At 73.6% G+C, this 25504-nt stretch carries 24 protein-coding genes and 1 riboswitch; of the genes, 8 read left to right on the top strand and 16 right to left on the bottom strand.

Going from position 1 to position 25504, the window contains the following annotated elements:
• Nucleotides 1-618: 618 nt before the first annotated feature.
• The 4 genes from ACERUJ_RS16835 to ACERUJ_RS16820 form a co-directional block, all read right to left on the bottom strand.
• Nucleotides 619-2211: a cytochrome bc complex cytochrome b subunit gene (locus ACERUJ_RS16835; protein WP_370250004.1), complete on the bottom strand. Its 1593-nt coding sequence runs from the start codon at nt 2209-2211 to the stop codon at nt 619-621.
• A gap of 119 nt (nt 2212-2330) precedes the next feature.
• A complete protein-coding gene (locus ACERUJ_RS16830; RefSeq protein ID WP_370249999.1) occupies nt 2331-3383 on the bottom strand; it encodes a Rieske 2Fe-2S domain-containing protein in 1053 nt (350 codons plus the stop codon).
• A 12-nt stretch (nt 3384-3395) separates the two neighbouring features.
• Nucleotides 3396-4286: a c-type cytochrome gene (locus tag ACERUJ_RS16825; RefSeq protein WP_370249998.1), complete on the bottom strand. Its 891-nt coding sequence runs from the start codon at nt 4284-4286 to the stop codon at nt 3396-3398.
• A 35-nt stretch (nt 4287-4321) separates the two neighbouring features.
• Nucleotides 4322-4927 (bottom strand): heme-copper oxidase subunit III, encoded by a 606-nt coding sequence (locus ACERUJ_RS16820; protein WP_370250003.1) that lies wholly within the window; start codon nt 4925-4927, stop codon nt 4322-4324.
• 521 nt (nt 4928-5448) lie between these two features.
• Between ACERUJ_RS16820 and ACERUJ_RS16815 the strand changes: the two genes are divergently transcribed.
• Both ACERUJ_RS16815 and trpD read left to right on the top strand, forming a co-directional pair.
• A complete protein-coding gene (locus ACERUJ_RS16815) occupies nt 5449-5865 on the top strand; it encodes a hypothetical protein (protein WP_370249996.1) in 417 nt (138 codons plus the stop codon).
• Nucleotides 5865-6896, top strand: a complete 1032-nt coding sequence (gene trpD / locus ACERUJ_RS16810) for an anthranilate phosphoribosyltransferase (RefSeq protein ID WP_370249994.1) — start codon at nt 5865-5867, stop codon at nt 6894-6896. Before ACERUJ_RS16815 ends, trpD begins: the two co-directional genes overlap by 1 nt.
• A gap of 32 nt (nt 6897-6928) precedes the next feature.
• Here trpD and ACERUJ_RS16805 read toward each other — a convergent pair whose 3' ends face one another.
• The gene (locus ACERUJ_RS16805; protein WP_370249993.1) at nt 6929-7330 is read right to left on the bottom strand and encodes a DUF2304 family protein; all 402 of its coding nucleotides are present in this window, start codon (nt 7328-7330) and stop codon (nt 6929-6931) included.
• Nucleotides 7331-7356: 26 nt separating this feature from the next.
• A complete protein-coding gene (locus ACERUJ_RS16800; protein WP_370249991.1) occupies nt 7357-8055 on the bottom strand; it encodes a glycosyltransferase family 2 protein in 699 nt (232 codons plus the stop codon).
• 186 nt (nt 8056-8241) lie between these two features.
• Between ACERUJ_RS16800 and ACERUJ_RS16795 the strand changes: the two genes are divergently transcribed.
• Genes ACERUJ_RS16795 through ACERUJ_RS16785 form a run of 3 tightly spaced genes read left to right on the top strand, consistent with a single transcriptional unit; the run spans nt 8242 to nt 12157 of the window.
• Entirely contained in the window at nt 8242-9735 is a 1494-nt protein-coding gene (locus ACERUJ_RS16795) for a DUF2142 domain-containing protein (protein WP_370249990.1), read from the top strand.
• Nucleotides 9732-11417, top strand: a complete 1686-nt coding sequence (locus tag ACERUJ_RS16790; RefSeq protein ID WP_370249988.1) for a glycosyltransferase — start codon at nt 9732-9734, stop codon at nt 11415-11417. The genes ACERUJ_RS16795 and ACERUJ_RS16790 overlap by 4 nt, the downstream gene beginning before the upstream one ends.
• Nucleotides 11414-12157, top strand: coding sequence for a methyltransferase domain-containing protein (locus ACERUJ_RS16785; protein ID WP_370249986.1), 744 nt, complete (start codon nt 11414-11416; stop codon nt 12155-12157). Before ACERUJ_RS16790 ends, ACERUJ_RS16785 begins: the two co-directional genes overlap by 4 nt.
• Before the next feature lie 7 nt (nt 12158-12164).
• On the opposite strand, the gene ACERUJ_RS16780 is transcribed toward ACERUJ_RS16785, so the two are convergent.
• From ACERUJ_RS16780 to ACERUJ_RS16770, 3 genes are all read right to left on the bottom strand, one after another.
• Nucleotides 12165-12443: an Lrp/AsnC family transcriptional regulator gene (locus tag ACERUJ_RS16780; protein ID WP_370249985.1), complete on the bottom strand. Its 279-nt coding sequence runs from the start codon at nt 12441-12443 to the stop codon at nt 12165-12167.
• A 32-nt stretch (nt 12444-12475) separates the two neighbouring features.
• Nucleotides 12476-14245 carry a DEDD exonuclease domain-containing protein gene (locus ACERUJ_RS16775; RefSeq protein ID WP_370249984.1) on the bottom strand — a complete coding sequence of 590 codons (1770 nt, stop codon included), beginning with the start codon at nt 14243-14245 and terminating at the stop codon, nt 12476-12478.
• Between the two features lie 65 nt (nt 14246-14310).
• Nucleotides 14311-14997 carry a hypothetical protein gene (locus ACERUJ_RS16770; RefSeq protein WP_370249982.1) on the bottom strand — a complete coding sequence of 229 codons (687 nt, stop codon included), beginning with the start codon at nt 14995-14997 and terminating at the stop codon, nt 14311-14313.
• A 98-nt stretch (nt 14998-15095) separates the two neighbouring features.
• Here ACERUJ_RS16770 and ACERUJ_RS16765 point away from each other — a divergent pair, with 98 nt between their 5' ends.
• The 3 genes from ACERUJ_RS16765 (at nt 15096) to ACERUJ_RS16755 (ending at nt 17835) form a co-directional block, all read left to right on the top strand.
• Complete coding sequence (locus tag ACERUJ_RS16765; protein WP_370249981.1) at nt 15096-15302, top strand: hypothetical protein; 207 nt, start codon at nt 15096-15098, stop codon at nt 15300-15302.
• A 93-nt stretch (nt 15303-15395) separates the two neighbouring features.
• Nucleotides 15396-15549, top strand: a riboswitch (cyclic di-AMP (ydaO/yuaA leader).
• A gap of 28 nt (nt 15550-15577) precedes the next feature.
• Complete coding sequence (locus ACERUJ_RS16760; protein WP_370249979.1) at nt 15578-16543, top strand: NlpC/P60 family protein; 966 nt, start codon at nt 15578-15580, stop codon at nt 16541-16543.
• Nucleotides 16544-16650: 107 nt separating this feature from the next.
• Nucleotides 16651-17835, top strand: a complete 1185-nt coding sequence (locus ACERUJ_RS16755; RefSeq protein ID WP_370249978.1) for a hypothetical protein — start codon at nt 16651-16653, stop codon at nt 17833-17835.
• A 39-nt stretch (nt 17836-17874) separates the two neighbouring features.
• Here ACERUJ_RS16755 and ACERUJ_RS16750 read toward each other — a convergent pair whose 3' ends face one another.
• The 7 genes from ACERUJ_RS16750 to ACERUJ_RS16720 all read right to left on the bottom strand — a co-directional run bounded on the left by ACERUJ_RS16750 (nt 17875) and on the right by ACERUJ_RS16720 (nt 25463).
• Nucleotides 17875-18069, bottom strand: coding sequence for a Flp family type IVb pilin (locus tag ACERUJ_RS16750; protein ID WP_370249977.1), 195 nt, complete (start codon nt 18067-18069; stop codon nt 17875-17877).
• Nucleotides 18070-18239: 170 nt separating this feature from the next.
• Complete coding sequence (locus tag ACERUJ_RS16745; RefSeq protein ID WP_370249975.1) at nt 18240-18422, bottom strand: Flp family type IVb pilin; 183 nt, start codon at nt 18420-18422, stop codon at nt 18240-18242.
• Nucleotides 18423-18581: 159 nt separating this feature from the next.
• Complete coding sequence (locus ACERUJ_RS16740; protein WP_370249973.1) at nt 18582-19235, bottom strand: response regulator; 654 nt, start codon at nt 19233-19235, stop codon at nt 18582-18584.
• A gap of 55 nt (nt 19236-19290) precedes the next feature.
• Complete coding sequence (locus tag ACERUJ_RS16735) at nt 19291-20835, bottom strand: sensor histidine kinase (protein ID WP_370249971.1); 1545 nt, start codon at nt 20833-20835, stop codon at nt 19291-19293.
• Between the two features lie 48 nt (nt 20836-20883).
• Nucleotides 20884-21804 carry a type II secretion system F family protein gene (locus ACERUJ_RS16730; RefSeq protein ID WP_370249970.1) on the bottom strand — a complete coding sequence of 307 codons (921 nt, stop codon included), beginning with the start codon at nt 21802-21804 and terminating at the stop codon, nt 20884-20886.
• Nucleotides 21805-21807: 3 nt separating this feature from the next.
• Entirely contained in the window at nt 21808-23781 is a 1974-nt protein-coding gene (locus tag ACERUJ_RS16725; protein WP_370249969.1) for a type II secretion system F family protein, read from the bottom strand.
• The gene (locus ACERUJ_RS16720) at nt 23778-25463 is read right to left on the bottom strand and encodes a CpaF family protein (RefSeq protein ID WP_370249967.1); all 1686 of its coding nucleotides are present in this window, start codon (nt 25461-25463) and stop codon (nt 23778-23780) included. The genes ACERUJ_RS16725 and ACERUJ_RS16720 overlap by 4 nt, the downstream gene beginning before the upstream one ends.
• Between the last annotated feature and the right edge of the window lie 41 nt (nt 25464-25504).

Genomic DNA, 25504 nt, shown 5'->3' with positions numbered 1-25504 from the left:
GCCGGCTCCCCGCGTCTCGTGACGGCGCTGGGGCGCCTCCTCGACGCCCGTGAAGGGATCGTCGACGAACTCGCGTTGGTGAGCGCCACGAGAGGCCTACACCGCAGAGGTCACCGCGTCTCCTGACGGCGCTGGGGCGCCTCCTCGACGACCGTGAGGAGACCGGCGGTGGTCGTGGGAGGCCTGCACCGGAGAGGTCACCGCGCCTCGTGACGGCGCCGGGGTGACACGTTCGTCGAGCAGTGAGCGCGAGCGAGTGTCACGAGACGCGCGCACCCGGGGGTGCAGCCCTCACGCGGTAGCGCCGTCTGCCGGCTCACCGCGTCTCGTGACGGCGCTGGGGCGCCTCCTCGACGACCGTGAGGAGACCGGCGGGGGTCGCGGGAGGCCTGCACCGGAGAGGTCACCGCGCCTCGTGACGGCGTCGGGGTGCCACGGTCGTCGAGGAGCGAGCGCCAGCGAGCGTCACGAGACGCGCGCACCCGAGAGTCAGCCGCACCCGACACAGCCGCCTGCCACTCGCTGCGTTCGCCCAGAGCCAGCGCCGGCCGGAGACGCACCAGGGCCCCCGGACGATGTCCGGGGGCCCTGGTGGTGTGTCTCAGCGGGGGAGGGGGCTCAGTGGCCCTTCTCCAGCGCGGGAGGCTCGCTGCCGCCGACCAGCGCGTGGTCGCCGTGCAGCTCGTGCTCCAGGTGGTGACGCGCCTCGTCGAGCTCCTCGACGGTGGGCTTCTGCACGTTGTCGGCGTACATCAGCGTCGAGAGCTTGGACCGCAGTCCGTCGAGGCGACCACCAGGGGCGGCCACGCCGTTCTCGTCGACCTTGGAGCCGGCCACGAACACCTCGTCGCGGTCCCGCGCGGTCAGCGTGTAGGCCGCGGCCTCGCTGATCGGCAGGTGACGCTCCGAGTACCCGCCCTCAGGCGAGCGCATGATCACGCCGGTCTCGTAGCCGTGGAGCAGCTTCTCGCGGTCGTGGCGCTGGAGCGAGATGCACCAGCGGCGGGTCACGAAGAACGCGATCGCGGGCCCGACGAAGATCATCACGCGCATGAAGTACGTGATCTGGTTGATCGACAGGTGCAGCTTGATCGCGATGATGTCGTTACCGCCCGCGGCCCAGGCGAGGCCGTAGAAGGTCATCAGCGAGACCATGATCGCGGTCCGCGTCGGAACGTCGCGCGGCCGCTGGAGCAGGTGGTGCTCCCGCTTGTCGCCGGTGATCCAGGCCTCGATGAACGGCAGGGCGATGAGGACGAGCAGCATCACCACGGGCGCGATCAGGATCGGGATCATGATGTTCCAGCTGATGGTGTAGCCGAAGATGACCGACTCCCAGCCGGGGATGATCCGCAGCAGACCGTCGGGCCAGCCCATGTACCAGTCGGGCTGCGAGCCCGCGGTGACCTTGGTCGGGTCGTAGGGGCCGAACTTCCACACCGGGTTGATGGTCAGCAGACCACCCATGACGGCGATGGTGCCGAAGACGATGAAGAAGAAGCCACCGGCCTTGGCGGCGTACACCGGGAGCATCGGGTAACCGACGACGTTCTCCTCGGTGCGGCCGGGACCAGCCCACTGGGTGTGCTTGTGGTACACGAGCAACAGCATGTGGGCGGCCACCAGGGCGAGCAGCAGGCCCGGGATCAGCAGCACGTGGACGGTGTAGAGGCGCGGGATGATCGACTCACCCGGGAACTCGCCGCCGAAGAGGAAGAACGACATGTAGGTGCCGACGACGGGGGAGGCCTTCATGAAGCCGTCCGCCGCGCGGATACCGGTGCCGGAGAGCAGGTCGTCGGGCAGCGAGTAGCCGGTGAAGCCCTCGATGGTGCCCAGGAACAGCAGCAGGCAGCCGATGACCCAGTTGATCTCGCGCGGCTTGCGGAACGCGCCGGTGAAGAAGACGCGCATCATGTGGACCATCATCGAGGCGATGAAGACCATCGCGCCCCAGTGGTGCATCTGGCGCAGCAGCAGGCCGCCGCGCACGTCGAAGGAGATGTGCAGGGTGGACCGGTAGGCCTCCGACATGCCGACGCCGCGCATCGGGTCGTAGGAGCCGTTGTACTCGACCTCGCCCATGCTCGGGACGTACCAGAGCGTGAGGAAGACGCCGGTCAGCAGCACGACGACGAAGCTCCACAGAGCGACCTCGCCCAGCATGAAGGACCAGTGGTCAGGGAAGACCTTGCGCAGGTTCTTCTTCATGGCCGTGCCGAGTCCGAGGCGCTCGTCGGCCCAGTTCGCCACCACGCCCGCCCGGTTGGGCTTGCGGGTGTCAGCGGCAGTGGACGCGTTGGTACGCGCCACCTTGCTGGTATCGATGCTCACTTCTCACGCTCCCAGTAGCTAGGCCCGACGGGCTCGACGAAGTCGCTGCGTGCGCAGAGGTAGCCCTCCTCGTCCACCGTCAGCGGCAGCTGCGGCAGAGGACGGTGGGCGGGCCCGAAGACGACCTTGGCCGAGTCCGCGAGATCGAACGTCGACTGGTGACACGGGCACAACAGGTGGTGGGTGGTCCGCTCGTACAGCGAGATCGGGCAACCCACGTGGGTGCAGATCTTGGAGAACACGAGGACGCCCTCGTAGCTCCAGTTGTCGCCCTCGGGGGCCTGGGTGGACTTGATCTCCGAGGGCTCCATCTTGACGACGACGACGGCGCCCTTGGACTTGGCGACCTGCAGGTCCAGCCCGTGCAGGTCGAACAGGCCGTCGGGAACGGCGTTGACGAGGTCGCCGATGGCGAGGTCGCCCGGACGGATCGGGGTGCCGACGACGTCACGCACCACGCGGACGCTGGGCCGGGTGCCCCACAGGGTGTGCTTGAGGCCCTTGCCGGTGGCGGCGTCGTCGACCTCGCTCGGGGTGGGGCCGAGGTCGCGCAGCAGCACGACGGCGGGCAGGCCCAGCAGGCCGACGGCGCCGAAGAGGCTGTTGCGGACCAGCGGACGGCGGCCGATACCGCTCTCCTCCAGGCCGTCGGCGAGTGCGGCGAGGGTGGCCTCGCGGTCCTCGTCGGCCGACCGGGCCGGGTGACGCATCTCGACCATCTCGTGGTCGGCCATGAGCTTGCGGGCCCACTGGATGATGCCGACGCCGATGCACAGCAGGGCGAGGCCGAGGAAGACGCCCAGGGCGACGGTGGAGGCCCCGAGGCCGCCGACGGTGGCCCAGTTGTCCTTGATGTCGAGGCTGAAGTACGCGACCAGGAACAGGATCGTGAACACGGCCGAGACCATGAACAGCGAGGCGACCTGGCGCTCGGCGCGGCGCTCGGCCCGGTCGTCGACGTCGGTCGGCCGGTACACGTGCTCCGGGAGGCCCGGGTTGGCGATGGGCTCCTCCGGCACGGCCGGCAGGTGCTCGTCGTGGTGACTCACGCGCTGGACTCCCTACTCCGTGGTGGCGGCGGCGCCGCGGGGCTTCTTGGACGAACGAGTGGTGTGGGCGGCGATCCAGACCGCGAACCCGACCAGACCGCCGATGCCGACGAGCCAGGCGAACAGGCCCTCGGAGACCGGTCCGAGGTTGCCCAGCCCGGCGCCGCCGTAGGCGGGCGTCTGCTCGGTCTTCTTCAGGTAGGCGATGACGTCGCGCTTCTCCGAGGGGCTCAGGTTGCCGTTGGAGAACGAGGGCATCGACTGGGGTCCGGTCAACAGTGCCTCGTAGATGTGCTTGGCCGACACACCCCGAAGAGTCGGGGCGAAGCCGCCGCGCGGCATCGCACCGCCGGAGCCGTCGAAGTTGTGGCAGGCCGTGCAGTTGGTGAGGAAGATCTGGCCACCGCGGGAGATGGCCTCCTCGCGCTCCTCCTCGGTGAGGTCGGCCGGCAGCGTGTAGTCCTCGACCGTGGGGATCGCGGGACCGGTGCCGAGGGAGTCGACGTAGGCGGCGAGCTGTCGGGTCTCCTCCTCGGAGTAGACCGGGGGCTTGCGCATGGCCTGCTGCGTGGGCGCGGCCAGCGGCATGCGGCCGGTGCCGACCTGGAAGTCGACCGAGGCGGCGCCGACGTCGATCAGCGGCGGGCCGTACTGCTCGCCGGACTGCGTGAGCACGCCCTCGCCGTTGGAGCCGTGGCAGTAGGCGCAGCCGACGATGAAGAGCTCGCGGCCCTTCGCGATGTCCTCGGCGGACGTCGCGGTCTCCTCGGCGCTCGCACCGGGGGAGAACGCCGAGTAGACGCCACCGGTGAGCAGCAGCGCGAGGAAGAGCACCGCGAGACCGGCCAGCGGCCCCCGGCGACGCCGGGAGACCCAACCTGCGGAGCGGTTCAGGAAACGCACAATCTCATCCCTTGCTGGTTCGGGGGGTGACGGGACTACTTGATGAGGTAGATCGTGGCGAAGAGCCCGATCCACACGACGTCGACGAAGTGCCAGTAGTAGGACACGACGATGGCGCTGACGGCCTGCTCATGGGTGAACTTGCGGGCGATGTAGGTGCGCCCGAGCACGAGCAGGAACGCCAGCAGACCGCCGGTCACGTGCAGGCCGTGGAAGCCGGTGGTGAGGTAGAACATCGAGCCGTAGGCGTCGGAGGAGAGCGTGAGGCCCTCGTGGACGAGCTCGGCGTACTCGAGCGCCTGGCCGCCGATGAAGATCGCGCCCATGACGTAGGTGAGGATGAACCACTCGCGCAGTCCCCAGCCCTTGATGTTGAACACCGACCCGGTGCGTCCGACCTGGCCGCGCTCGGCGGCGAAGACGCCGAGCTGGCAGGTGAGCGAGGACAGCACCAGGATCGTGGTGTTGGCCGAGGCGAACGGGACGTTGAGGTCCGCGGTGCTCTCGGCCCACAGCTCGGGGCTGACCGAGCGGATGGTGAAGTAGGCGGCGAAGAGCGCCGCGAAGAACATCAGTTCGCTGGACAGCCAGATGATGGTGCCGACCGCAACCATCGACGGGCGGTCGTGTTGCCCGTGCAGACGGGAAGCCGGAAGGGTCGCAGTCGAGGTCGCCACGTACTCATTATGGCGCGGTTTCAGGCCACTCTCAGCACCACCCCCGATGTCGGACGCCTCACCCGCTCCCGGGGTCGGTGCGGGTGGTCGGCGGGACGCGGTCGACAGACCCCGGGGGGCGGGTGCGACGGCGTGTCGCGAGCACGGCGTCCAGGCTTGGCGTCCTCCGCCTCCGACGCCCATCGGGGGTCGTGGACCGCGCCGTGACGCGGGATCCGGGCGTCCCCGGCCCGGGTCGGGCCGATCGGGTCGTGGCGGCTCCGAACGATCCGGGGACCGCTGCGCACCCCGGCGGCGCGGGTACGCCGGGTCGCGCGGCTGTGACGGGTGTCACCTCGCGCGACCGGTCCGAGCCCGGCGAGCGGCCCCGTCGGGGCCGCCACCTGTCGGGCCCGGCCGGCGGCTTACACCCCTGCGGGTGGGAATTCGTGCCCGGCTCGCGCTGAGCCCGAGGCCCTGCGCGCCGTCGGGCGGCGCCCGATAGCATGCACGACGTGAGCGACGTCTCCCGACTCAAGGTCCTCGTCTACAGCGACGACGTGAACGCGCGCCAGCAGGTCATCCTGGCCCTCGGGCGGCGGCTGCACCCCGAGCTCCCCGAGCTCGAGTACGTCGAGGTCGCCACCGAGCCGGTGGTCATCGCGACGATGGACGCCGGCGGCGTGGACCTGGTGGTGCTCGACGGCGAGGCGACGCCCGCCGGCGGGATGGGGATCGCCAAGCAGCTCAAGGACGAGATCTTCCGCTGCCCGCCGGTGATCGTCCTCACCGGTCGTCCACAGGACGCCTGGCTCGCCACCTGGTCGCGCGCCGACGCCGCGGTGTCGCACCCGATCGACCCGCTGCAGCTCGCCGAGGCCGCCCTGGGCCTGCTGCGCCCGCGGGTCCCGTCGACCTCCTGATGACGTCGTCGCGGTGGCCCGAGGTCCTCGGCGCCCTCACGGCCCGCGAGGACCTCGCCGTCGACCAGGTGCGCTGGGCGATGGGCGAGATCCTGGCCGGTGAGGCCACCCCTGCCCAGATCGCCGGCTTCGTGGTCGCGCTGCGCACCAAGGGCGAGACCGTGGCCGAGGTGGCCGCGCTCGCTGAGGAGATGTACGCCCGGCGCACTCCGATCGAGGTGGCGGGTCGCCTGCTCGACGTCGTCGGCACCGGCGCGGACCGGTCCAACTCCGTGAACATCTCCACGATGGCGGCGATCGTGGCCGCGGGGGCCGGGGCGCGGGTGGTCAAGCACGGCAACCGCTCGGCGTCCTCGCAGACCGGGAGCGCGGACGTGCTCGAGGCCCTCGGCATCCGCCTGGACCTCGCCCCGGACCGGGTGGCGGCCGTGGCCGTCGAGGCCGGCATCACCTTCTGCTTCAGCGCCGCCTTCCACCCGGCGATGCGCCACGCCGCCGCGCCACGGCGCGAGCTCGGCATCGGGACGACGTTCAACTTCCTCGGTCCGCTCACCAACCCCGCCCGCCCGGCCGCCCAGGCGATCGGCTGCGCCGACCTGCGGATGGCCCCGATCATGGCGGGCGTCTTCGCAGCCCGCGGCGCCGACGCCTGGGTGTTCCGCGGCGACGACGGCCTCGACGAGCTCACCACCACCACGACCTCCCGGGTGTGGGTCGTCCACGACGGCGACGTGCGGGAGGAGGTCGTCGACCCGGCCGCGCTCGGACTGGCGCCGGCCACGGCCGAGGACCTGCGCGGCGGTGAGGCCTCCTTCAACGCCGAGGTCGTGCGTCGGCTGCTGGCGGGCGAGCCAGGCCCGGTGCGCGACGCCGTGCTGCTCAACGCCGCGGCCGCCCTCGCGGTGCACGGCGCCCCTGGGCAGGAGCCGCTCGCGGCCCTGGAGCAGGGGCTGGCCCGCGCCGCGGAGTCGGTCGACTCCGGGGCGGCGGGGCAGGTGCTCGAGCGCTGGATCGCGGCCGCCGGCGCCTGATCCCCCGGGTGTCCGGGGCGTCGCACGACCGCTCAGGCGTCGTCGCCGCGGAGCCGGGCGACCTCGGCCTCCAGCAGCGCGTGGCGACGGGCGAGCTCGACCTGTCGGTCGTGCAGCTGGCCCAGGCGCAGGTAGAGGCCGATGGTGACGAACAGGAACGTCACGCACAGCACGTAGAGCAGCAGGTCGGCGCCACGTCCGACCCCGAGCAGCTGGGCGACGTCGGTGACGGTGTCGGGCAGCAGCACCGCCACGACCCCCAGGGCGACGACGGCGAGGGTGAGCGCACGCCGCAGCAGCAGGCTCAGCGCGGTGGGCCGCCCCCGCACCAGCAACGCCGCCGCACCGGCGAGCGAGAGGACCAGCAGGACCTTGATCGCGGCGCCGTCGAGCAGGGCGGTGGCGGGGGTGAGCACGGCCGGCAGGACGGACATGGCGGGCAAGCCTAGGGCGCGGCGTGTCAGGCGGCGTGCCGCAGCCGGTGGCAGGCGACCTCGAAGAGGATGTTGGCGGCGTTGTAGGCCCGCTGCCCCTTGGCGCGCGAGTACGGGGTGTAGTCGATCGTGACCGGGTGCTCGCGGTAGCTCCACCCGCGCCGGGCGATCGTGCCGAGGATCTCGCTGGCGTGGCTCATGCCGTGCAGCCGCACCCGCAGGTCGGCGGCGGCGTCACGACGCAGCACGCGCAGGCCGTTGTGGGCGTCGGTGAGGGCCAGGCCGGTGGTGGCGCGGCTGAAGGCGGTCGCCGCCCGCAGCAGTCGGCGTCGGGCCGCCGGCAGGGTCGAGACGTCGCCGAGGAACCGCGAGCCGAGCACCACCTGCACGTCGTGGGTCGCCGCGGTCTCGACCATCGCCAGCGCGTCGTCCACCCGGTGCTGTCCGTCGGCGTCGAAGGTCACGACGTGGGTGACCGCCGGGTCGCGCAGCGCCGCCCGTATCCCGGTCTCGATCGCCGCCCCCTGGCCGAGGTTGATCGGGTGGACGACGACCTCGGCTCCGGCGGCGCGGGCCAGCGCGGCGCTGTCGTCGCTGCTGCCGTCGTCGACGCACACGACCCGGGCGAACCCGCGCCGCACCTCGCGGACGACCTCGGCGATCACCGCGGCCTCGTCGTGCATCGGGATCACCACGCAGGGGAAGGGCGCGGTGGTCGGTGGCATGGCGGGCTCCGGGTGGGATCAGGACGGTGTCGGTGGATCGTTGGTCCCCCCACCCTAGGTGTGTCGGCCGGCGTGCGGCACCGGATCGACGGGCCGACCGTCTAGTCCGAACGGGCCATGCGCAGTGGGGTCGATCGGGTGGCGCGGACCGCCTCGCCAGGAGCGGTGGCGCCCTAGGGTGGAGGCGTGCGAGTCGACGAACGGCCGGGGTCGCGCCCCCGCGGTGCGCGCCGGGCCGTGCGAGCGGCACCGCCGGGCCTGCTGCTGGTGCTCGGGCTGCTGCTCGTCCCGCTGGCGTGGGTGGTCACGCTGCCCCCGTTCGGGGGGATCGACGAGTTCGACCACGCGTTCCGGGCCGCGGCCGTCGCCCGCGGCCAGGTGGAGGCCACGGCGCCGGTGCCCGACGGTCGCGGCCTGCTCGTGCGGGTGCCGCCCGACCTGGTCGCCGCCGCCCACGCCGAGTGCGCCAGCCTGCGCTACACCGGTCCCGACAACTGCAGCCCGCTCGGCCCCCCGGGCGCCGACGGCCTGGTCGACGTCGGCTCGGCCGCGGCCGGCTACCACCCGGCGTTCTACTGGATCGTCGGCACGATCGCGCGTCCGTTCGACGGCGCCGCGGCACTGACCGCGATGCGCCTGGCCACGGTGGGGTTGTGCGGGCTGCTGCTCGGCCTCGCCGCCTACGCGGCCGGCCGCTGCGGTGCCCGTGCTCCAGGGGGAGCGTCGTGGCCCCGGCTGGCGTTGGTGGTGGCCTGCAGTCCGGTGCTGCTGTACTCCACCGCCGTCGCCGCCCCGAACGGGGTGGAGATGGCGGCGGGCCTCGGCGTGTGGCTCGGCGGTCTCGCCCTCCTGTCCGGCCGCGACGACCCCGACCCGGTCGGTGACCGGGTGCTGTGGCTCGTCCTCGCCCTCTGCGCGGTGGTGATCTGCAGCCTGCGCCTGCTCGGGCCGGTGTTCCTCGCCGGGATCGCCCTCACCCTCGTGGCCTGGGCGCCGGCCGCGGCCCGCGACGTGCTGCGGCGCTCCCGGCGCGCCGTCGTGCTCACCGTGCTCGCGGCCGGCCTCAGCGCGGCCCAGTTCCTGTGGTGGGTCCGCGGACCCGGCTCGGCGGTGGGTTCGGCCGGTCCGGGCAGCGACGACGTCGGGCTCAGCCCGGCGCACGGCGTGCTGTGGGTGGTGCAGGCGATCGCCGCCTACCCCTACCGCAACCAGTTCGCCCCCTGGCCGGTGTACCTGCTGGTGGCGGGCGCGGTGATCGTCGTGCTGCAGCAGCTCGTGCGGCACGCCCCTGCGCACGCCCAGCGGGTCGTGCTGGGCGCCCTCGCCGGAGCGCTCATGCTGGGCTTCCTGGCCACGATCGCCGCCGGCGACAGCCGCGACGGCGTGATCTGGCAGGGCCGCTACGGCCTGCCCTACGCCGTCGGGTTCGTGCTGCTCGCCGGGGTCGGGCTCGCCCGCGCGGGCCGCACGCCGTCGCCGCGCCGACGGGTGGGTCTGCTCGCGGCGGTGATGGCCGCGCACGTCGTCGGGATCCTCGGGGTGCGCGCCTCGGAGTCCCGCAACCCGGTGGCCCTGGCCGACGCCTCCTGGCATCCGCTCCCGGTGCTCGGGCTGGTGGCGGTGGGGCTGCTCGGCCTGGGGCTGCTCGTGCGGGCGACCGCCCCGGAGCGCACCACGTGACGGCCCCGGAGACCCCGGAGACCCCGGAGATCAGCGTTGTGCTGCCCGTGCACGCCGGCGTCGACCCCGCCCACCTCGCGGCCGGCCTGGACTCCCTGCGCCGCCAGGAGCGTCGGGCCGAGGAGGTCGTGATCGTGGAGGACGGTCCGCTGTCGGCGGCGCACCGGGCGGTGCTCGAGCGCTTCGAACAGCAGCATGACGGCGTGCGCCGCGTGGTGCTGGCCGTCAACTCCGGTGCCGGGGTGGCGAACCAGGCCGGCCTCGCGGCGGCGCGCGGGGTGTGGATCGCGAAGGCCGACGCCGACGACCTCAACCGCCCCGACCGCCTCGCCCGGCAGCTCGCCCATGCGACCGCCCACGACCTGGACCTGCTGGGCTCGGCGATGGCGGAGTTCGACGACGACCCGGCCACCCCGGTCGCGATCCGTCCCGCACCGACCGGCCCGGCGCTGGCCCGGCGGGTGCGCTGGAACAACCCGGTCAACCACCCCACCGCCTTCTACCGGCGCGAGGCGGCGCTCGCGGCCGGCGGCTACCCCCCGTGGCGGCACATGCAGGACTACGGGCTGATGGCGCGTCTGCTCGCCGCCGGGGCCCGCGCCGACAGCCTGCCCGACCCCCTGGTCTCCTTCCGCGCCGGGCCGGCCGTGCTGCGGCGTCGGCGGGCGCTGGGACGCCTGGAGTGGGGCCTGCAGACCGAGCTGCGGCGACTCGGGCTGATCTCGGCGCCGCGGATGGTCCTCAACCTGCTCCTGCGCCGGGGGGTCCAGCTGCTGCCGGCGCCGGTGTTCGGTGCCCTGTACGGTCGCGCCCTGCGCCGCCCGGTCGACGTCCCCCGCGAGCGCAGCCGGGCGGTCGCGCTGGCCGAGTCGCTGCGCGCCGTCGTGCTGGGGTTCGTGCTCACCCCGTGGTTCGGCGTCCTGCACCGGCTGCGGCGTCGTCCGGTGGTGGGGGAGGCCCCCGTGGTCGTGTCGCTCACCACCTACGGATCCCGGCTGCGCGGGGTGCACCTCACGCTCGAGTCGATCGCCGCCGGCACCGTGCGTCCGCACCGCCTGGTGCTCTGGCTCGACGACGCCGCCGCGGTCGCCGCGCCGCCACGATCGTTGCGCCGGCTGCAGCGGCGCGGGCTGGAGGTGCGCGGGTGCGAGGACCTCGGCCCGCACAAGAAGTACGTGCCCGCCCTCGCCCTCGACCCGGGGGAGCCGGAGTCGCCGTTGGTCACCGCCGACGACGACGTCTACTACCCGCGCCGCTGGTTGGCCGACCTCGTCGACGCCGGAGCGCGCGCGCCCGAGGCGCTGTGGTGCCATCGCAGCCGCCGCAGGATCGCGCGGGGGGAGGGCTGGGCGCCGTACCGGGAGTGGCCGCTCGCGCGGGGCACCGACCCGTCCGCCGACCGGGTGCCGACCGGGGTGGGCGGCGTCTGGTACCCCGTGGGCTTCCTCGCCGAGCTGCGGGCGGCCGGGGACGCCTTCCGCCGGCTCGCACCGCGCGCCGACGACCTGTGGATCCATCACGTCGCCGTGCGCGCCGGGCGTGGGATCGGGCAGGTGGCCGACCACCCGCACCACTTCCCGGTCCGTCCGGTGTGGCACGCCCCGCAGCTGGCCACGGCCAACCTCGCCGGGGGCAACGACGACGTCGTGCGTGCCCTCGCCGAGGCCGAGGTGGGCCCGTGAGCGGGGCCGCCGTCTGGACGCCGTCGAAGTACCGGTGGCGCCGCGGCCGGCTGGTCGGCAGCCGTGACCGGCGCGACCTCGCCGCGTCGTCGCGCCTGGTGGCCGACCTCACCGCCGCCCGCTACGACGACGCCCTGGGCCGCCACGCCCGCGGTCTGCTGATCGACCTCGGCTGCGGCCGCGCGCCGCTGCGCCTGCGCTACGCGTCGCTGGTGGAGCGGGCCGTAGGGCTGGACTGGCCTGCCTCCCTGCACGAGTCGGCCGGGGTCGACGTGCACTGCGACCTGCGGCGACCGCTCCCGCTGGCCACCGGCGTCGCCGACGTGGTGCTCAGCTCCGACGTCCTCGAGCACCTGCCCGACCCCGACCTCGCGATCGCCGAGATCGCGCGGGTGCTGCGACCGGGCGGGCACCTGCTGCTCAACACCCCGTTCCTGTACCGGGTGCACGAGGCGCCGCACGACTACCTGCGCCACACCCGCTACTCCCTGGAGCGGTTGTGCCGCGACCACGGGCTGGAGGTCGTGGAGGTCACGGCCCTGGGCGGGCTGCTCGACGTCCAGGCCGACCTGGTGGCCAAGGCCCTCGAGCAGGTGCCCCTGGTCGGGCGGTTCCTCGCCGCCGCGGTGTGCGCGCTCGCGCTCGGGCTGGGCCGCACGCCGCTCGGTCGTCTGGCGCGCAGGGCCACCGGCGAGGTGTTCCCGCTGGCCCACTTCCTGGTGGCCCGGCGCGCCGGGTGAGTCCCGCTCAGTCCAGGCCGAGGGAGAAGGCCGACTCCAGGTCCAGGCGGGAGTAGGCCCGGAAGGCGATGTGGGTCTCGGTGTCGCGCACGCCGGGCACCTTGTTGAGCCGGTCGGCGACCACCCGGGCGATGTCCTCGTGCTGGCGCACCCGGATCAGCGCGATCAGGTCGATGCCGCCGGTCACGGAGTAGACCTCCGAGACACCGTCGAGCGCGGCGATCGCCTCCGCGACCTCGGGGATCTGGTCGACCTCGGCCTGGATGAAGACGATGGCGGTGATCATGCGAGCAGCCTAGGGGCGTGCTCCCCGCCGGGTCAGCCGGCGAACGGGGCGGGCTCGGCGATCGAGCCGTGGGGGGCGAGCCGCCGGGCGGCCCCACTGACCGGGCAGGTCCACTCGCCCTCGACCTCGACCAGACGCACGCCGGGCGACTCCAGCCAGCGCAGCACCAGCTCGGTCTCGGCCGCGCTCGCGACCGGGACCGGCCCTGGGGTGGCGGCCGTGAGCCGCACCGTCTCGGCGGCGGCGAGGAGCTGGTCGACCACCGAGCGGGCGTGGCTGCCCGGCGGGATGGTGCCGGCCGCCGCCAGCCGGCCGTACCGCATGACGTGCACGGCCCACCGGCCGTCGTCCTCGCGCCGGGCGGCCACGATCTCGGGGCAGGAGGTGAGGGAGGTCAGCCGCTGGGTGCGGGACGCGGCCCGGACGAAGGAGGCCAGGCGGTCGCGGTGCACCCCGGCCTCCTCGAACCGCTCCTGCTCGGCCAGCACGGCCATGCGGTGGTTGACGGCCTCCACGACGTCGTCGGGATCGTCGACCAGCGTGTCGCGCAGCCGCCGCACCACCGCGCCGTAGGTGAGCTCGTCGGCCGACCCGTCGCACGGCGCCAGGCAGCGGCCGAGCTCGGCGAGCACGCAGGGGGTGCGCCTGCTGCGCCGGCCCAGGCGGTCGCGGCACTGGCGGATCGGGAAGGTCTCGTGCAGCGCGGCCAGGCACTGCTCGGCGCTGGCGCGGGAGGAGAACGGGCCGAGGTAGTCGGCGTCGTCGTCGAGCACCTGGGAGACCACCGAGAGCCGCGGCCAGACCTCGCGGGTGAGCTTGAGGAAGGTGACCTTCTCGGGGAACCGCGAGCGGCGGTTGTAGGGCGGCTTGTGGTGACCGATCAGGCGCAGCTCGCGCACCGCGGCCTCCAGCGGGGTGGCGCACTCGAGGGCCTCCACGCGGGCGGCGAGCCGCACCATCTCGCCCATGCGCGTGCGGGTCTCGGAGGCAGTGAAGTAGGTGCGCACCCGGCGCCGGACGTCGCGGGAGGTGCCGACGTAGAGCACCCGGTCGGCGTCGTCGCGGAAGAGGTAGACGCCGGGGGCGTGCGGCAGCGCGTCGGCCAGGTGCCGCTTGCGCCGCTGCTCCGGGCTGACCCGTCCGGAGTAGGTGCGCAGCTCCTCCAGGGTCTGCACGCCCTGGGTGCCGATCCGTTCGAGCAGCACGTGCAGGACGTCGACGGTGGCCCGGGCGTCGGCGAGCGCGCGGTGGTTGGGGGTGGTGGTGGCGCCGAGCACGCGGGCGAGGGTGCCGAGCTTGTGGTTGGGCGACTCCGAGCGCGGGATGACGCGGCGGGCGAGGATCGCGGTGTCGACGACCTCGAAGGCCGGCCACGCGCGGCCCTGCTCGGTGCACATGTGGCGCAGGAACCCCACGTCGAAGGGGGCGTTGTGGGCCACGAGCACGCACCCGGCGGCGAACTCGAGGAACGCCGGCAGCACCGACTCGATCGGGGGCGCGGCGGCCACCATCGTGTTGCTGATGCCGGTGAGCACCGCGATGAACGCGGGGATCGGGGTGTGGGGGTTGACCAGGGTCTGGAACTCTCCGAGCACCTCGCCCCCGCGCACCTTCACCGCGCCGATCTCGGTGATGCGCGAGCCGTTCTGCGCCGAGCCGCCGGTGGTCTCGAGGTCGACCACGCAGAAGGTGATGTCGCGCAGCGGCCGGCCGAGCTCGTCGAAGCTGCGCTGCTGCTCCCAGCGACTCCCCGCGGGGCCGGCGGCGCGACCGGGGGCGGCGGGGGAGGGGCGGGAGGACATGGGAGGAACGGTAGGCGCGGGCACCGACAGAACCGTGCAGTGACGCGGCGGCGCGGGGCGTCGGGTCAGCCGACGCGGGCGAACAGGTGCAGGTCGGCGACCGCGGCGGGGTCGTGCCCGCGGTGGGGGTTCGCGATCCGCTCGACCAGGCGCCACTGCGGGGCGTGGGCGGCCACCCACGGCGAGAACGGCCGGTGCCGCACGTGCGCGGCGGGATCGGGCAGCTCCTCGTCGGAGGAGTAGATCGCCACGAACCGCGTGGCGGCGCCGAACAGCTGGCGCAGGTGCCGGTCGCGGACGTCGTCCTCGACCAGGTGGTAGAGCACGTCGAGGGACAGCGTGAGCTCGGCGCGCAGGAACCCGGCCGGGTCGTGGAAGCGCGCGGGGTCGAGCACGGCGAAGCTGCGCGTCGGGTCGCCGGCGAAGCGCGCCAGGCAGCGCTCGATGACCGTGGGGGAGACGTCCAGGCCGAGGTAGCGGGGATAGGAGGCCAGTGCGAGCTGGTCGCCGTCGCCGCACCCGAACTCGATCACCGACCCGATGCCGTGCTCGGCCACGATGCGGTCGAGGTGGGCGGCCTTGAAGGCGGCCAGGTCGCCGACCGAGCCCGCTCCCGAGGCGCCGCCGGCGGCGTAGCGGGCCTCCCAGTAGGCGCTCGACCCGCCGATCCGGCGGAACCGGATCCGGCTGACGAGGCTGGCGGCCGCGGTGCGCAGTCCGCGGCCTCCCGGCGGGGGCGGTGATCCGGTCATCCCGGCAGCCTACGGACCCCGGGGGAGGACGGTCGGCAGGAACGGTCAGCAGGAACGGTCGGCGGGAACTGTCGGTGGGTGCTGGGAGGGTTCCGCACATGACGACACGAATCGACTGCGACAGCTGCGAGGTCCGCGGCCTGGCCTGCCACGACTGCGTGGTCACGGTGCTGCTGGGACCGCCGCCGGAGCTGAGGCTGGACGAGGAGGAGCGCCGCGCGCTCGACGTGCTGGCCGAGAGTGGGCTGGTGCCCCCGCTGCGCCTGGTGCTGCCCACGGCGAGCCCGATCGTCGAGTCGGCGTGATCCCGCCCACCATCGGTGGGCTCGTGTGACACGGTCGGGTCGCTGCGTCTACCGTAGGGCCCGGTGTCCGGCGGACGCGGGTCGACGACCCGCACGGGCACCACGTCGAGTCCGACCACGGTCGGAGCCGGGGAACCACCACACTGGGGTGCATCCCTCGCGAGACGGCCTCGGGGCCAGGAGCGGGGGTAGGGCAGGTCGTGCCCGAACCCGTCAGCTCACCCGGTAGACGCACGACACGCGAAGGGGATCGGCTGACCGTGCAGGACCGACGGTTGCGACTCGCCTCGGCAGGGGCGGGCCTCGCGCTCGCCGCCGTGCTCGGGCTCACCACCATGCCCGCTCAGGCGGAGCCCGACATCGACTCGGTCCGCGACCGGGTCGAGACGCTCTTCCACGAGGCAGAGCAGGCCTCCGAGCGGCTCAACGACGCCAAGCTCGAGCTCGACCGGCTCCAGGAGGGCCTCGAGGACCTCCAGGCCGACGAGCGCCGCGCCTCGCGCCAGCTCGACGACGTCCGCGCCGAGGCGCGCGATGCCGTGCTGACGCAGTTCACCGGCGGCGGCTACGACGCGCTCACCTCCGTGCTCACCGCCGGCGACACCGGCGCCCTGGTGGAGCAGATGGGGGCGATGAGCTCGCTGCAGGAGCTGCAGCAGGGTGTGCTCGACGACTACCGCGCCGGGGCGAAGGCCCTGGACCTGCGTCGTCAGGCCACCGAGACCCGCGTCGACCAGCTCACCGACCTGCGCGCGCAGCTGGCCCGCGAGAAGGCGACCGTCGAGGAGAAGCTCGCCTCCGCCGAGGACCTCCTGGCCGACCTCGAGGAGAAGCAGCGCGAGGCGCTCCTCGCCGGCGACACCTCCGCGATCCCCAAGAACATCCCCGCCTCCGGGCGCGCCAAGGCCGCGATCGACTTCGCGATGGCCCAGGTCGGCGACTCCTACGTCTACGGTGCGGCCGGCCCGAGCGCCTGGGACTGCTCGGGTCTGACCATGGTCGCCTGGGCCCAGGCCGGGGTGGCCCTGCCGCACTCCTCCGCCGCGCAGTACGGCTCCGGCCCGCATGTGGCGGCCTCGGACCTGCAGCCCGGCGACCTCGTCTTCTACTACAGCCCCATCAGCCACGTCGGCATGTACATCGGCAACGGCATGATCGTGCACGCCGCCAACCCCGGCGCCGGGGTGCGGGTCTCGCCGCTGTACTCCATGCCCTACGTCGGCGCGGTCCGCCCGGGCTGACGCCGCTGAGCGACTCCCCGATCCCGGTCGACCCCGCGCCCGAGGGCGTCGGGGCCCCTGCGCCGCGTCGTCGCGGCCCGCGACTCGTCGGGTTCCTCGGGCTTCTCGTGGCGCTCGTCGTGGCCGGGGTCCTGCTGCTCGGCGGCGGTGAGGAGCCCTACGTCGCGCGGATCGGTGACGCTGCCCCCACCGGCCCCACCGACGGCGACGTCGCCGCCGTCGTCGCCGCGCTGGGACGCGCGATCGACGCCCACGACCCGGCGACCGCCGCCGCCCTCGGGGTGGATCCGACCGCCGGCGAGCGTCTCGCGCAGCTGGCCCGCAACGCCGATGCCGCCGACCTCGGCGTGAGCCTGCGTCTGCTGGACCGGATCGGAGGGGTGGCCCCCGACGGCACCGTGGCGGTGAGCACGGAGGTGCGCTGGCGCTATCGCGGTGTCGACCGCGCCGAGGCCCGCGCCGAGATGCAGGTGCAGGTGCGCGGCGCCCCCGGCGCCGGTGCCACAGTGGTGACGGTCGGCGGCGGCGACCTCGCCACCCCGATCTGGGCGGCGGGCCCGATCTCGGTGAGCGCGGAGGGCGGCGTGCTCGTGGTCGCCCAGCAGCCGCGCGACCCCGCCGGCTACCTGCCGCTGGCCCGCCGGGCGGTCCCGCAGGTCGCCGCCGTCGTCTCGGGGTGGTCGCGGTCCTTCGTGCTGGAGGTGCCGGCCGACGCCGCGGCGCTGGAGTCCACCCTCGACGTCGAGCCCGGCTACTACACCCAGATCGCCGCGGTGACCGGCAGTCCCGACGGCGTGAACTCCGCGACGTCGCCGATCCACATCCTGCTCAACCCCGAGGTGTTCGACGGCCTCGGCACCGCGGCGCGCCAGGTGGTGCTCACCCACGAGCTGGCCCATCTCGCCACGCGTGCGCCGCGCAGCGGCTCACCGCTGTGGCTCATCGAGGGCTTCGCCGACTACGTCGCGCTGCGCGACACCACGCTGCCGCTCGCCACGACCGCCCGGCAGATCGCGGCGCGGGTGCGCGCCGACGGCGTCCCGCGGGCGCTGCCGAGCGCGGCCGACTTCGACACCCGCGGGCCGCACCTCGGCGCGGTCTACGAGGGGGCGTGGCTGCTGTGCGTCACCATCGCCGACCGGGCGGGCCAGGACGGGCTGGTGGCGCTGTACGACGCCGTCGACGCCGGTGCCGATCCGGCACGGGCGCTGCGCCGCGCGGCCGGCTGGAGCGAGGCGCAGCTGCTGGGGGCGTGGCAGCAGCGGCTGCGGTCGCTGCCCGGCGCCGGCTGATCGGCGGGGTCAGCCGGCACCAGCCGGGGTCAGCCGGAGTCAGCAGGTCGCGCCGGGGATGATCCCGCAGGCGTCGTTGAACAGGTCGTGCACGGCGCCGCCGAAGAAGAACACCGCGGCGGCCACGGTGGCGGCGATCCCGAAGGCGATCAGGCCGTACTCGACCGAGGAGGCGCCGCGTTCGCAGCGGCGGCGCAGGGCGGGGGCGGAGCGGAGCAGGAGCGGGGACCTCATGGGACGTCCTTCGACCTCGGAGCGGGAGTGGGGGTGGGGTGGGACGGGGCGCGACGTGAGCCGACGGTGGGCCGCGGTGCTTGCCGCATCCTTGTCACACCCCGGAGACGCAGCCGGGGCGGATCCGGCGATGAAGCCGGATCCGCCCCGTGCGGTGCCGAAGGTCGGCGTCAGCCGATCGAGTTGGCCGTGTCGTTGAACAGACCCGAGAGGTTGTTGCCGAGCAGGAACACGGCGACGATGATCAGGGCGGCGATGCCGGCGACGAGCAGGCCGTACTCGACGGCGGAGGCGCCGCGCTCGTTCATCTCGGACTTGCGGGCCTGGAGCAGGATCAGGGCGGTCTGGAGCATGTCGGTCGTCCAATCTGGTGATGTGGGGCTGGTCCCTCATGTGAGGCGAGGAACCTCACATGAAGAATCATGCTGGTGTCGGCCCGGGCGCCTCATCAGGAGTCTGGATCGAGCCGCCTAGTCATTTGTGACTAGGGCCGGGCGCGGGGCAGGGTGGTCCTACTTCTCGCTGGGGGAGATCGAGGACAGCAGTCCGATGCGCATGGCGGTGACCAGCGCCTGGGCGCGGTTGGCGGCGCCGAGCTTTTGGTAGATCCGCGCGATGTGGGACTTCGCGGTGGACTCCGAGAGGTAGAGCCGCTCCCCGATCGCCGCGGCCCCCAGCCCGTCGGCGAGCAGCAGCAGGACGTCGTGCTCGCGCTCGGTGAGGGAGGTGGACTCACCCGAGGCCCGGCGCATCATCGCTCCGGCCAGCCCGGCGCACACGAACGCCCGCGGCGACACCGCGGCGTGCCGCGCCGCCTTGACGACCTCGCTGCTCGGGGCGTCCTTGCCGACGAACCCCGAGGCGCCGGCCTGCATCGCGGCGAAGATCTGGTCGTCGCCGGAGTGCATCGTGAGCACGATCAGCCCGACGGTGTCGTTGCCCTTGCGCAGGGTGCGCACGATGTCCAGGCCCGTGCCGTCCTGCAGCTGCAGGTCGGCGATCACGACGTCGGGGCGCAGCTCGGCGAAGCGGGCCAGCGCCTCGGCGACCGACCCCGCGGTGCCGACCACGTCCATGTCGTCCTCGAGGTCGAGGACCGCGGAGAGCCCGCTGCGGATGAGCTCGTGGTCGTCGACGAGCAGGATGCGGAGGGGAGCGCCAGCCATGTGCCGATCCTCTCAGTCCCGGACGAGGACGGGAAGGAGATCCGACCAGCGGTCCTCAGGTGCCGACGGTGACGGCGACCGTGAGCCCGCCGGTGGGGTTGTCGCGGATCTCCAGGACCCCGCCCACCAGGCGTGCCCTCTCGCGCATGATCTTCAGCCCGTGGGAGTCGCTGCGCGCCTGCTGCAGGCCGCGGCCGTCGTCGGTGACGGTGATGACCGCGCGCGGGGCGTGCACCTGGCAGTGCACCTCGATCGCGGAGCAGCGGGAGTGCTTGATGGCGTTGTTCATCGCCTCCTGGGCGATGCGGAACAGCTCGGCCTCCACCTCCGCCCGCAGCCGGGTGGAGTGCTCGTCGAGGGTGACCGCGATCGGGATCCGCGAGGACTCGCTCAGGTGCCGCGCCACCGTGCTGATCGCGGCGCCGAGGCTCGCCGACTCGCCGATGCTGGTGCGCAGCGTCAGCACCGACTGGCGGACCTCGGCCACGATCTTGGTGATCCGCTCGCGCAGCAGGGCGAAGGCCTTCTCCTGGGTCTCCGAGGTCGCCTTGGCGGCCAGGGCGTCGACGAAGTAGCCGAGGGAGGCGATGTCCTGCGCGACGCCGTCGTGCATCTCTCGCGCCAGCCGCTGGCGCACGTCGGCGGAGGCGGAGTCGCGGAAGTCGGCGAAGAGCAGGGCGGTCTCCAGCTGCACCGCGAGGGCGGGCAGGTCCTCGAGGAGGTCCAGGATGCGGTGCTCGATCTCCTCCAGGCTCAGGTCGGAGCCGGTCCCGATCGTGCCGCCCACGACGATGCGCTCGCCGAGGGGGAAGGCGAACGCGTCGTGGTAGGTCAGCGGCTCCTGGCGGGTCCAGGACTCCAGGGCCAGGTCCTCGGCCGCCTCGGCGGCCTCGAGCACGCCGTCGGCGCCCGGGACGCCGTCGTGCGCCCGGGCCAGGAGCGGCACCAGCACCTCTCCGCGCGGGGCGTAGACACCGAGGGTGGCCGCGGGCAGGACGTCGCGGACCTGGCTGGTGAGCTCCCCGGCGAGGGTCGGCACGTCCAGGCCCGAGGACAGGTCGTCGGAGAGGTCGAGCAGCTGCCGGATCAGGCGCTGGGCGTCGAGGTAGGGCGAGAGCTCGTCGGGCACGGCGTCCAGGCTCACGTGCACGAACCCGCCGATCAGGGCGAGTCCGATGCTCGCGATCGTCCAGGTGACCATCGACAGGCCCTGCTCCGACGTCGGCGCCTGGTCGCTGGCGCCGAAGGCCGCGGCGAGCAGGATCATCGTCTGCACCCCGAGCGCGAGCGCGCCCGCCCGCACGCCGTGGCGCACCGCGGCGGCGAACGGCGCCACCACGAGCGCGAGCAGCACCGCGGGGGCGTCGCTGAGCGCCACGCCACACAGCAGGCCGACGGCGCCGGCCTCGGCCAGGCCGAGGCTCATCGTCCAGGCGGGGCGACGCTCGGCCAGCGAGATCGCCAGCCAGATCGCGTCGAGGATCACCAGGGCGGTGAGGGTGTACTGGTCGCGGTACCACACCACCGGCGCGCCGAGCGCGACGACGACGAACACCCGCGCGGCCACGGAGATGCGGGAGGCGCGTTGGGGCGGGGTCACCGGCTCATCCTCGCGTCCGCCTCCTCCGCCTGCCAGCCGGGGTGGGGCTCAGAACTTGCCCAGGACGCTGAGGATCGCGGGACCGATGATCGCCACGAACAGCGCCGGCAGCACGTTGAAGATCAGCGGGACGGTCATCTTGACCGGCACCTGCTGGGCCTTGGTCTCCGCGCGCTGGCGCCGCTTGACGCGCATCTCGCTGGACTGCACCCGCAGCACGTTGGCGATCGGGATGCCGAAGGCGTCGGCCTGCACCATCGCCCCCACGAAGGTCTTGAGGTTGTCGACGTTGGTGCGCTCCGAGAGCGCGCGCAGGGCGTCGGAGCGGCTCTGGCCGATCTGCATCTCGCGCAGCACCCGGCTGAACTCCTGGGCCAGTGCGCCCTCGGTGTTGCGGGCCACCTGCTGCAGGGCGGCGTCGAAGGCCAGACCGGCCTCCACGCTGATGGTCAGCAGGTCGATGGCGTCGGGCAGGGTCGACTCGATCTGCTCGGCCCGGTTGTAGGCGGTCTGGTAGAGGTACAGGTCGGGGGTGAAGAAGCCGAGCACGAGACCGCCCAGCGTCATCACCAGCAGGATGGTCACCGGCACCGCCATCACCAGCGCCAGGGCGAGGCCGAGCAGGGTGAGGGAGAACGCCCCGATCACCTTGAACGAGATCACCCGGTCGGGGCTCCAGTCGCCGGGGTTGCCGGCGAGGTCGAGCTTGCGGCGCAGCCGCTCGGCGGAGTCGTTGCCGCTGAGCCGTCGGCCCAGGGTGAGGGCGCGGGCCTGCAGCGGCTCCAGGACGCGCTCGGCGAAGGGGCGGTCCAGCTCGCTCTTGAGCTCGGTGGGGGCGGTGGTCATCGCCTCCAGCACCGCCAGGGACTTGCCGACGCCGTCGTGCTCCTCGTCGGTGGCCAGCGCCGAGGTGATCAGCAGGGCCGCGACCACGAGGAGCACCAGCCCGAGGATGAAGAACAGCACCATGGGTCAGACCTCCACCTTGACCAGTCGGCTCATCCAGAAGATCCCGATGCCCAGCCACAGGCTCGCGCCGGTGAGCATCACGATGCCGAGCGGCTCGGTGAACAGCGGCTCGACGTAGTCGTAGCGGGTCAGCATGAGGTAGAGCAGGAACAGCGGCGGCAGGCCGCCGAGCACGATCGCGGACAGCTTGCCCTCCGCAGCCAGGGCGTTGACCTGGCGGCGCATGTACTCGCGCTCACGCATCGTGGCGGCCACGGTGTGCAGCAGCTCGGCGAGGTTGCCGCCGACCTGGCGCTGGATGCGGATCGCCATGACGACCCAGCGGAAGTCGCGGCTGTCGAAGCGGGTGGCGACGCCCTCGAGGGCGTCCTCGAGGGAGACCCCGAGCCGGGTCTCGACCAGCACCCGCCGGAACTCGGTGCGGACCGGTTCGGCGCCCTCGCGCACGATCGTGTCCACCGACTGCGCCAGCGACAACCCGGCCGACAGCGAGCTCGCCATCATCTGCAGCGTCTCGGGCAGCAGGGAGTCGAAGCGCTTGCGGCGGCGTGAGCCGCGCATCCCGAGGTACAGCCACGGCCCGAGGGCGCCGAGCACCACGAACAGCACGGCGATCACGGGGCGGCCGCCGCCGATCAGCAGTCCGAGCAGGGTGATCGCCACGAACGCGCCGGTGTGCACGAGCAGCCACTCCGAGGCCTTGAGCTCGCTGCCGGCGGCGGCGAGGCGGCGGGTGATCCCCTCCTCCAGGCCCCGGTTGCGACGCAGCACCTGGGCGGCCGCCTCGGTGGCCTGGGCGAGGGCGGGCTCGGGCTTGGCGGCGTCCGGGACACCGCCGCCGGGCACGACGGGGGCCGTGCTACGACCCAGCTGGCTGTAGGTGACCACGCGCTCCTCGACGCTGAGCGGCTCGGGGCGGCGGGGCACCAGGGCCATGACGGCGAGCACGAGGCCGAGGGCGAACACCGCGACTCCGGCGTAGTTGACCCAGCCGGGCAGGTCGATCCCGGGTCCGCTCGCGGTGGCGGCGGTGATCGGGGCCGGGGCCGGGGCGGGCGCGCCGTCGGCGGCGGGCAGGGTCGAGGCGAGGCGGAGGTCGCCCCCGCTGCTGGGCAGGGTGAGGGCGACCGAGACCTGGCCCGCGACGACCTCGGCGGGCGCCTCGATCGTCACCGCCACCTGGCGGGCGAGCACCGAGGCCTCCTGCGAGAAGGCCGCCGCGAGGGCCTCGGGGTCGGCGTTGACCACGCGGCCCTCCTCGCCGGCCAGCCGCTCCAGGGTGCGCAGGTCGGCGGCGGACTGCTCGAGGCCGACGACGTCGAGCCGCACGCCGGAGGCCGCGATGCTCGCCGCGACGTCGGCCACGCGCAGTCGCCCGGTGTCGGCGCCGTCGGAGAGCAGCAGGACCTGCGCCTGGCCGCCGTCGGCGGTGGTGCCGTCGCCGCCGGAGGCGACCGCGACCGCCTCGAGCACGCCCTCGTAGAGCTCGGTGCGCCGGGCCAGGGTGAGGTCGTCGATCACGGCCCGGGCGGCGTCGCGGTCGAGGGTGGGTTCGAGGTCGGTGCGCACCGCGGAGTCGAAGCTGACGATGCCGACGGCGACGTCGGCGGGCACCGCGTCGAGGTAGGCGCGGGCGGCCTCCTGGGCGGCCGCGAAGCGCTCGCCCTCCATCGAGGCCGAGGTGTCGATGGCCAGCACGGTGGTGCGCTGCACGGTGGTGTCGCCGTCGGCGATCCGGGCCGCGGTGGCGGGGTAGTCGGTGCCGTCGACGGTGGCCCCCACCCCGGCGAGGTCGGGGGTGACGTCGGCCGGCACGTCGACCACGACCTGCAGGCCCGCGGGGGTGCGGGAGAGCTGGACGATCGCGGGCTCGGTGAGGTCGGCGGCGTGGGCCGGTGCGGTGAGCAGGAGGGCGGTGGGGGCGGCCAGCAGGCCGGTGAGTGCGCCGGCGACCCGGCGGCGGGCGAGGAGCGTCATCGCATCATCCCGGCGTGGAACACGAGCGGATCGACCGTCACGTTGGACTGCGCCATCTTCTCCAGGAACTTGGGTCGCAGGCCGGTGGGCCGCATCGTGCCGAGCAGGTTGCCCTGGAGGTCGAAGCCGGCGGAGTGGTCGAAGACGAAGATGTCCTGGAGGGTGATGATGTCGCCCTCCATGCGCTCCACCTCCGTGATGTGGGTGATGCGCCGGGTGCCGTCCTTGAAGCGGGTCTGGTGGACGATGAGGTCGACCGCCGAGGCCACCTGCTCGCGGATCGCGCGCACCGGCAGGTCCATGCCGGCCATCAGCACCATCGTCTCCATGCGGGAGAGCGTGTCGCGCGGGCCGTTGGAGTGCAGGGTGCAGATCGACCCGTCGTGGCCGGTGTTCATGGCCTGCAGCATGTCGAGGGCGGAGGCGTCGCGGACCTCGCCGACGATGATGCGGTCCGGCCGCATGCGCAGGCTGTTCTTCACCAGGTCGCGGATCGTCACCGCGCCCTTGCCCTCGATGTTGGCCGGGCGCGACTCCAGCCGCACCACGTGGTCCTGCTTGAGCTGCAGCTCCGCGGCGTCCTCGATCGTGACGATGCGCTCGTCGTCGGGGATGAAGGAGGACAGCACGTTGAGGGTGGTGGTCTTGCCGGCACCGGTGCTGCCCGACACGATCACGTTCAGCCGGCCCCGCACGCAGGCCTCGAGGAAGTCGGCGGTCTGCGGCGTCAGCGACCCGAAGCGGATCAGGTCCTCGACGGTGAGCGGGTCGGCGGCGAACTTGCGGATCGTGAGCGCGGAGCCGTCGATGGCCAGCGGCGGGACGACGGCGTTCACGCGGCTGCCGTCGGGCAGGCGGGCGTCGACCATCGGGCTGGACTCGTCCACGCGGCGTCCGATGCGGGACACGATCTTGTCGATCACCCGCCGCAGGTGCGCCTCGTCGTTGAACGTCGTCTCGGCCGGCACCAGTCGGCCCTTGCGCTCCAGCCACACGCTCGCGTGGCCGTTGACCATGACCTCGGAGACGTCGGGGTCGCGCAGGAACGGCTCGATCGGCCCGTAGCCGAGGATGTCGTCGCTGATCTCCTGGGTCACCCGGGCGCGGTCGCTGGAGGACAGCGGGCGCTCCTGGGCCGAGAGCAGCTCGGCCAGCACGGTGCGCACCCGCTGGTCGAGCTCGTTCTGGTCCATGTCGGAGTCGTAGAGGTGGGGGCCCAGCTGCTGGAGCAGCTCGGCGTGCACGCTGGCCTTGAGCTCCTCCAGGCGGTCCGCGGCGCCGCCCGCCCCCCGGGGGAGCCGGCTCCCGCCCTTGGCCAGCGAGGGCGCGCCCGCGGGCGGGGCGGCGCCACCGGCCGCCGCCAGCGCGGTGCCCAGGGGGCTGCTGGAGGTGGCGGGCGCACTCGGCTCCGCCGGCTCCGCCGGCACCGGGGGCGCCGGGGTCTCGTCGACGGGCGCCTCGAGGGGCCCGCCGTGGGGCTCGCCGAGGGGGTCGTTCAGCGGATCCGGCACGGGGTCGGGCGCCCGGTGGCTGCCCCCCGGCGCGCGCAGGGGCGTGGTCGGCTCCACCGGGGCGGCGCCGTCCTCGGTGGTGGAGACGGCGGCCTCGGCGGCGGCCTGCGCGGCCTGGGCGGCCGTGGCGGCACGTCGCGCGGCGGCCAGTCGCTCGGACAGACTGCTCATCGGCGGACACCCTTCGGGGTCGATGCGGGGCCGGGGGCCCG

This window comes from Nocardioides sp. (assembly GCF_964228225.1).
Classification (GTDB): domain Bacteria; phylum Actinomycetota; class Actinomycetes; order Propionibacteriales; family Nocardioidaceae; genus Nocardioides.
The sequence above is the reverse complement of the archived record's forward strand: the minus strand, read 5'-3'. Positions and strand labels throughout refer to the sequence as shown.

Coding starts and splice junctions, on each gene's coding strand:
- ACERUJ_RS16720 (WP_370249967.1), bottom strand. CDS start 25,463: ATGAGCAGTCTGTCCGAGCGACTGGCCGCCGCGCGACGTGCCGCCACG.
- ACERUJ_RS16750 (WP_370249977.1), bottom strand. CDS start 18,069: ATGAGGTCCCCGCTCCTGCTCCGCTCCGCCCCCGCCCTGCGCCGCCGC.
- ACERUJ_RS16780 (WP_370249985.1), bottom strand. CDS start 12,443: ATGATCACCGCCATCGTCTTCATCCAGGCCGAGGTCGACCAGATCCCC.
- ACERUJ_RS16745 (WP_370249975.1), bottom strand. CDS start 18,422: ATGCTCCAGACCGCCCTGATCCTGCTCCAGGCCCGCAAGTCCGAGATG.
- ACERUJ_RS16770 (WP_370249982.1), bottom strand. CDS start 14,997: ATGACCGGATCACCGCCCCCGCCGGGAGGCCGCGGACTGCGCACCGCG.
- ACERUJ_RS16835 (WP_370250004.1), bottom strand. CDS start 2,211: ATGAAGAAGAACCTGCGCAAGGTCTTCCCTGACCACTGGTCCTTCATG.
- ACERUJ_RS16775 (WP_370249984.1), bottom strand. CDS start 14,245: ATGTCCTCCCGCCCCTCCCCCGCCGCCCCCGGTCGCGCCGCCGGCCCC.
- ACERUJ_RS16765 (WP_370249981.1), top strand. CDS start 15,096: ATGACGACACGAATCGACTGCGACAGCTGCGAGGTCCGCGGCCTGGCC.
- ACERUJ_RS16805 (WP_370249993.1), bottom strand. CDS start 7,330: ATGTCCGTCCTGCCGGCCGTGCTCACCCCCGCCACCGCCCTGCTCGAC.
- ACERUJ_RS16740 (WP_370249973.1), bottom strand. CDS start 19,235: ATGGCTGGCGCTCCCCTCCGCATCCTGCTCGTCGACGACCACGAGCTC.
- ACERUJ_RS16815 (WP_370249996.1), top strand. CDS start 5,449: ATGCACGACGTGAGCGACGTCTCCCGACTCAAGGTCCTCGTCTACAGC.
- ACERUJ_RS16800 (WP_370249991.1), bottom strand. CDS start 8,055: ATGCCACCGACCACCGCGCCCTTCCCCTGCGTGGTGATCCCGATGCAC.
- ACERUJ_RS16725 (WP_370249969.1), bottom strand. CDS start 23,781: ATGACGCTCCTCGCCCGCCGCCGGGTCGCCGGCGCACTCACCGGCCTG.
- ACERUJ_RS16730 (WP_370249970.1), bottom strand. CDS start 21,804: ATGGTGCTGTTCTTCATCCTCGGGCTGGTGCTCCTCGTGGTCGCGGCC.
- trpD (WP_370249994.1), top strand. CDS start 5,865: ATGACGTCGTCGCGGTGGCCCGAGGTCCTCGGCGCCCTCACGGCCCGC.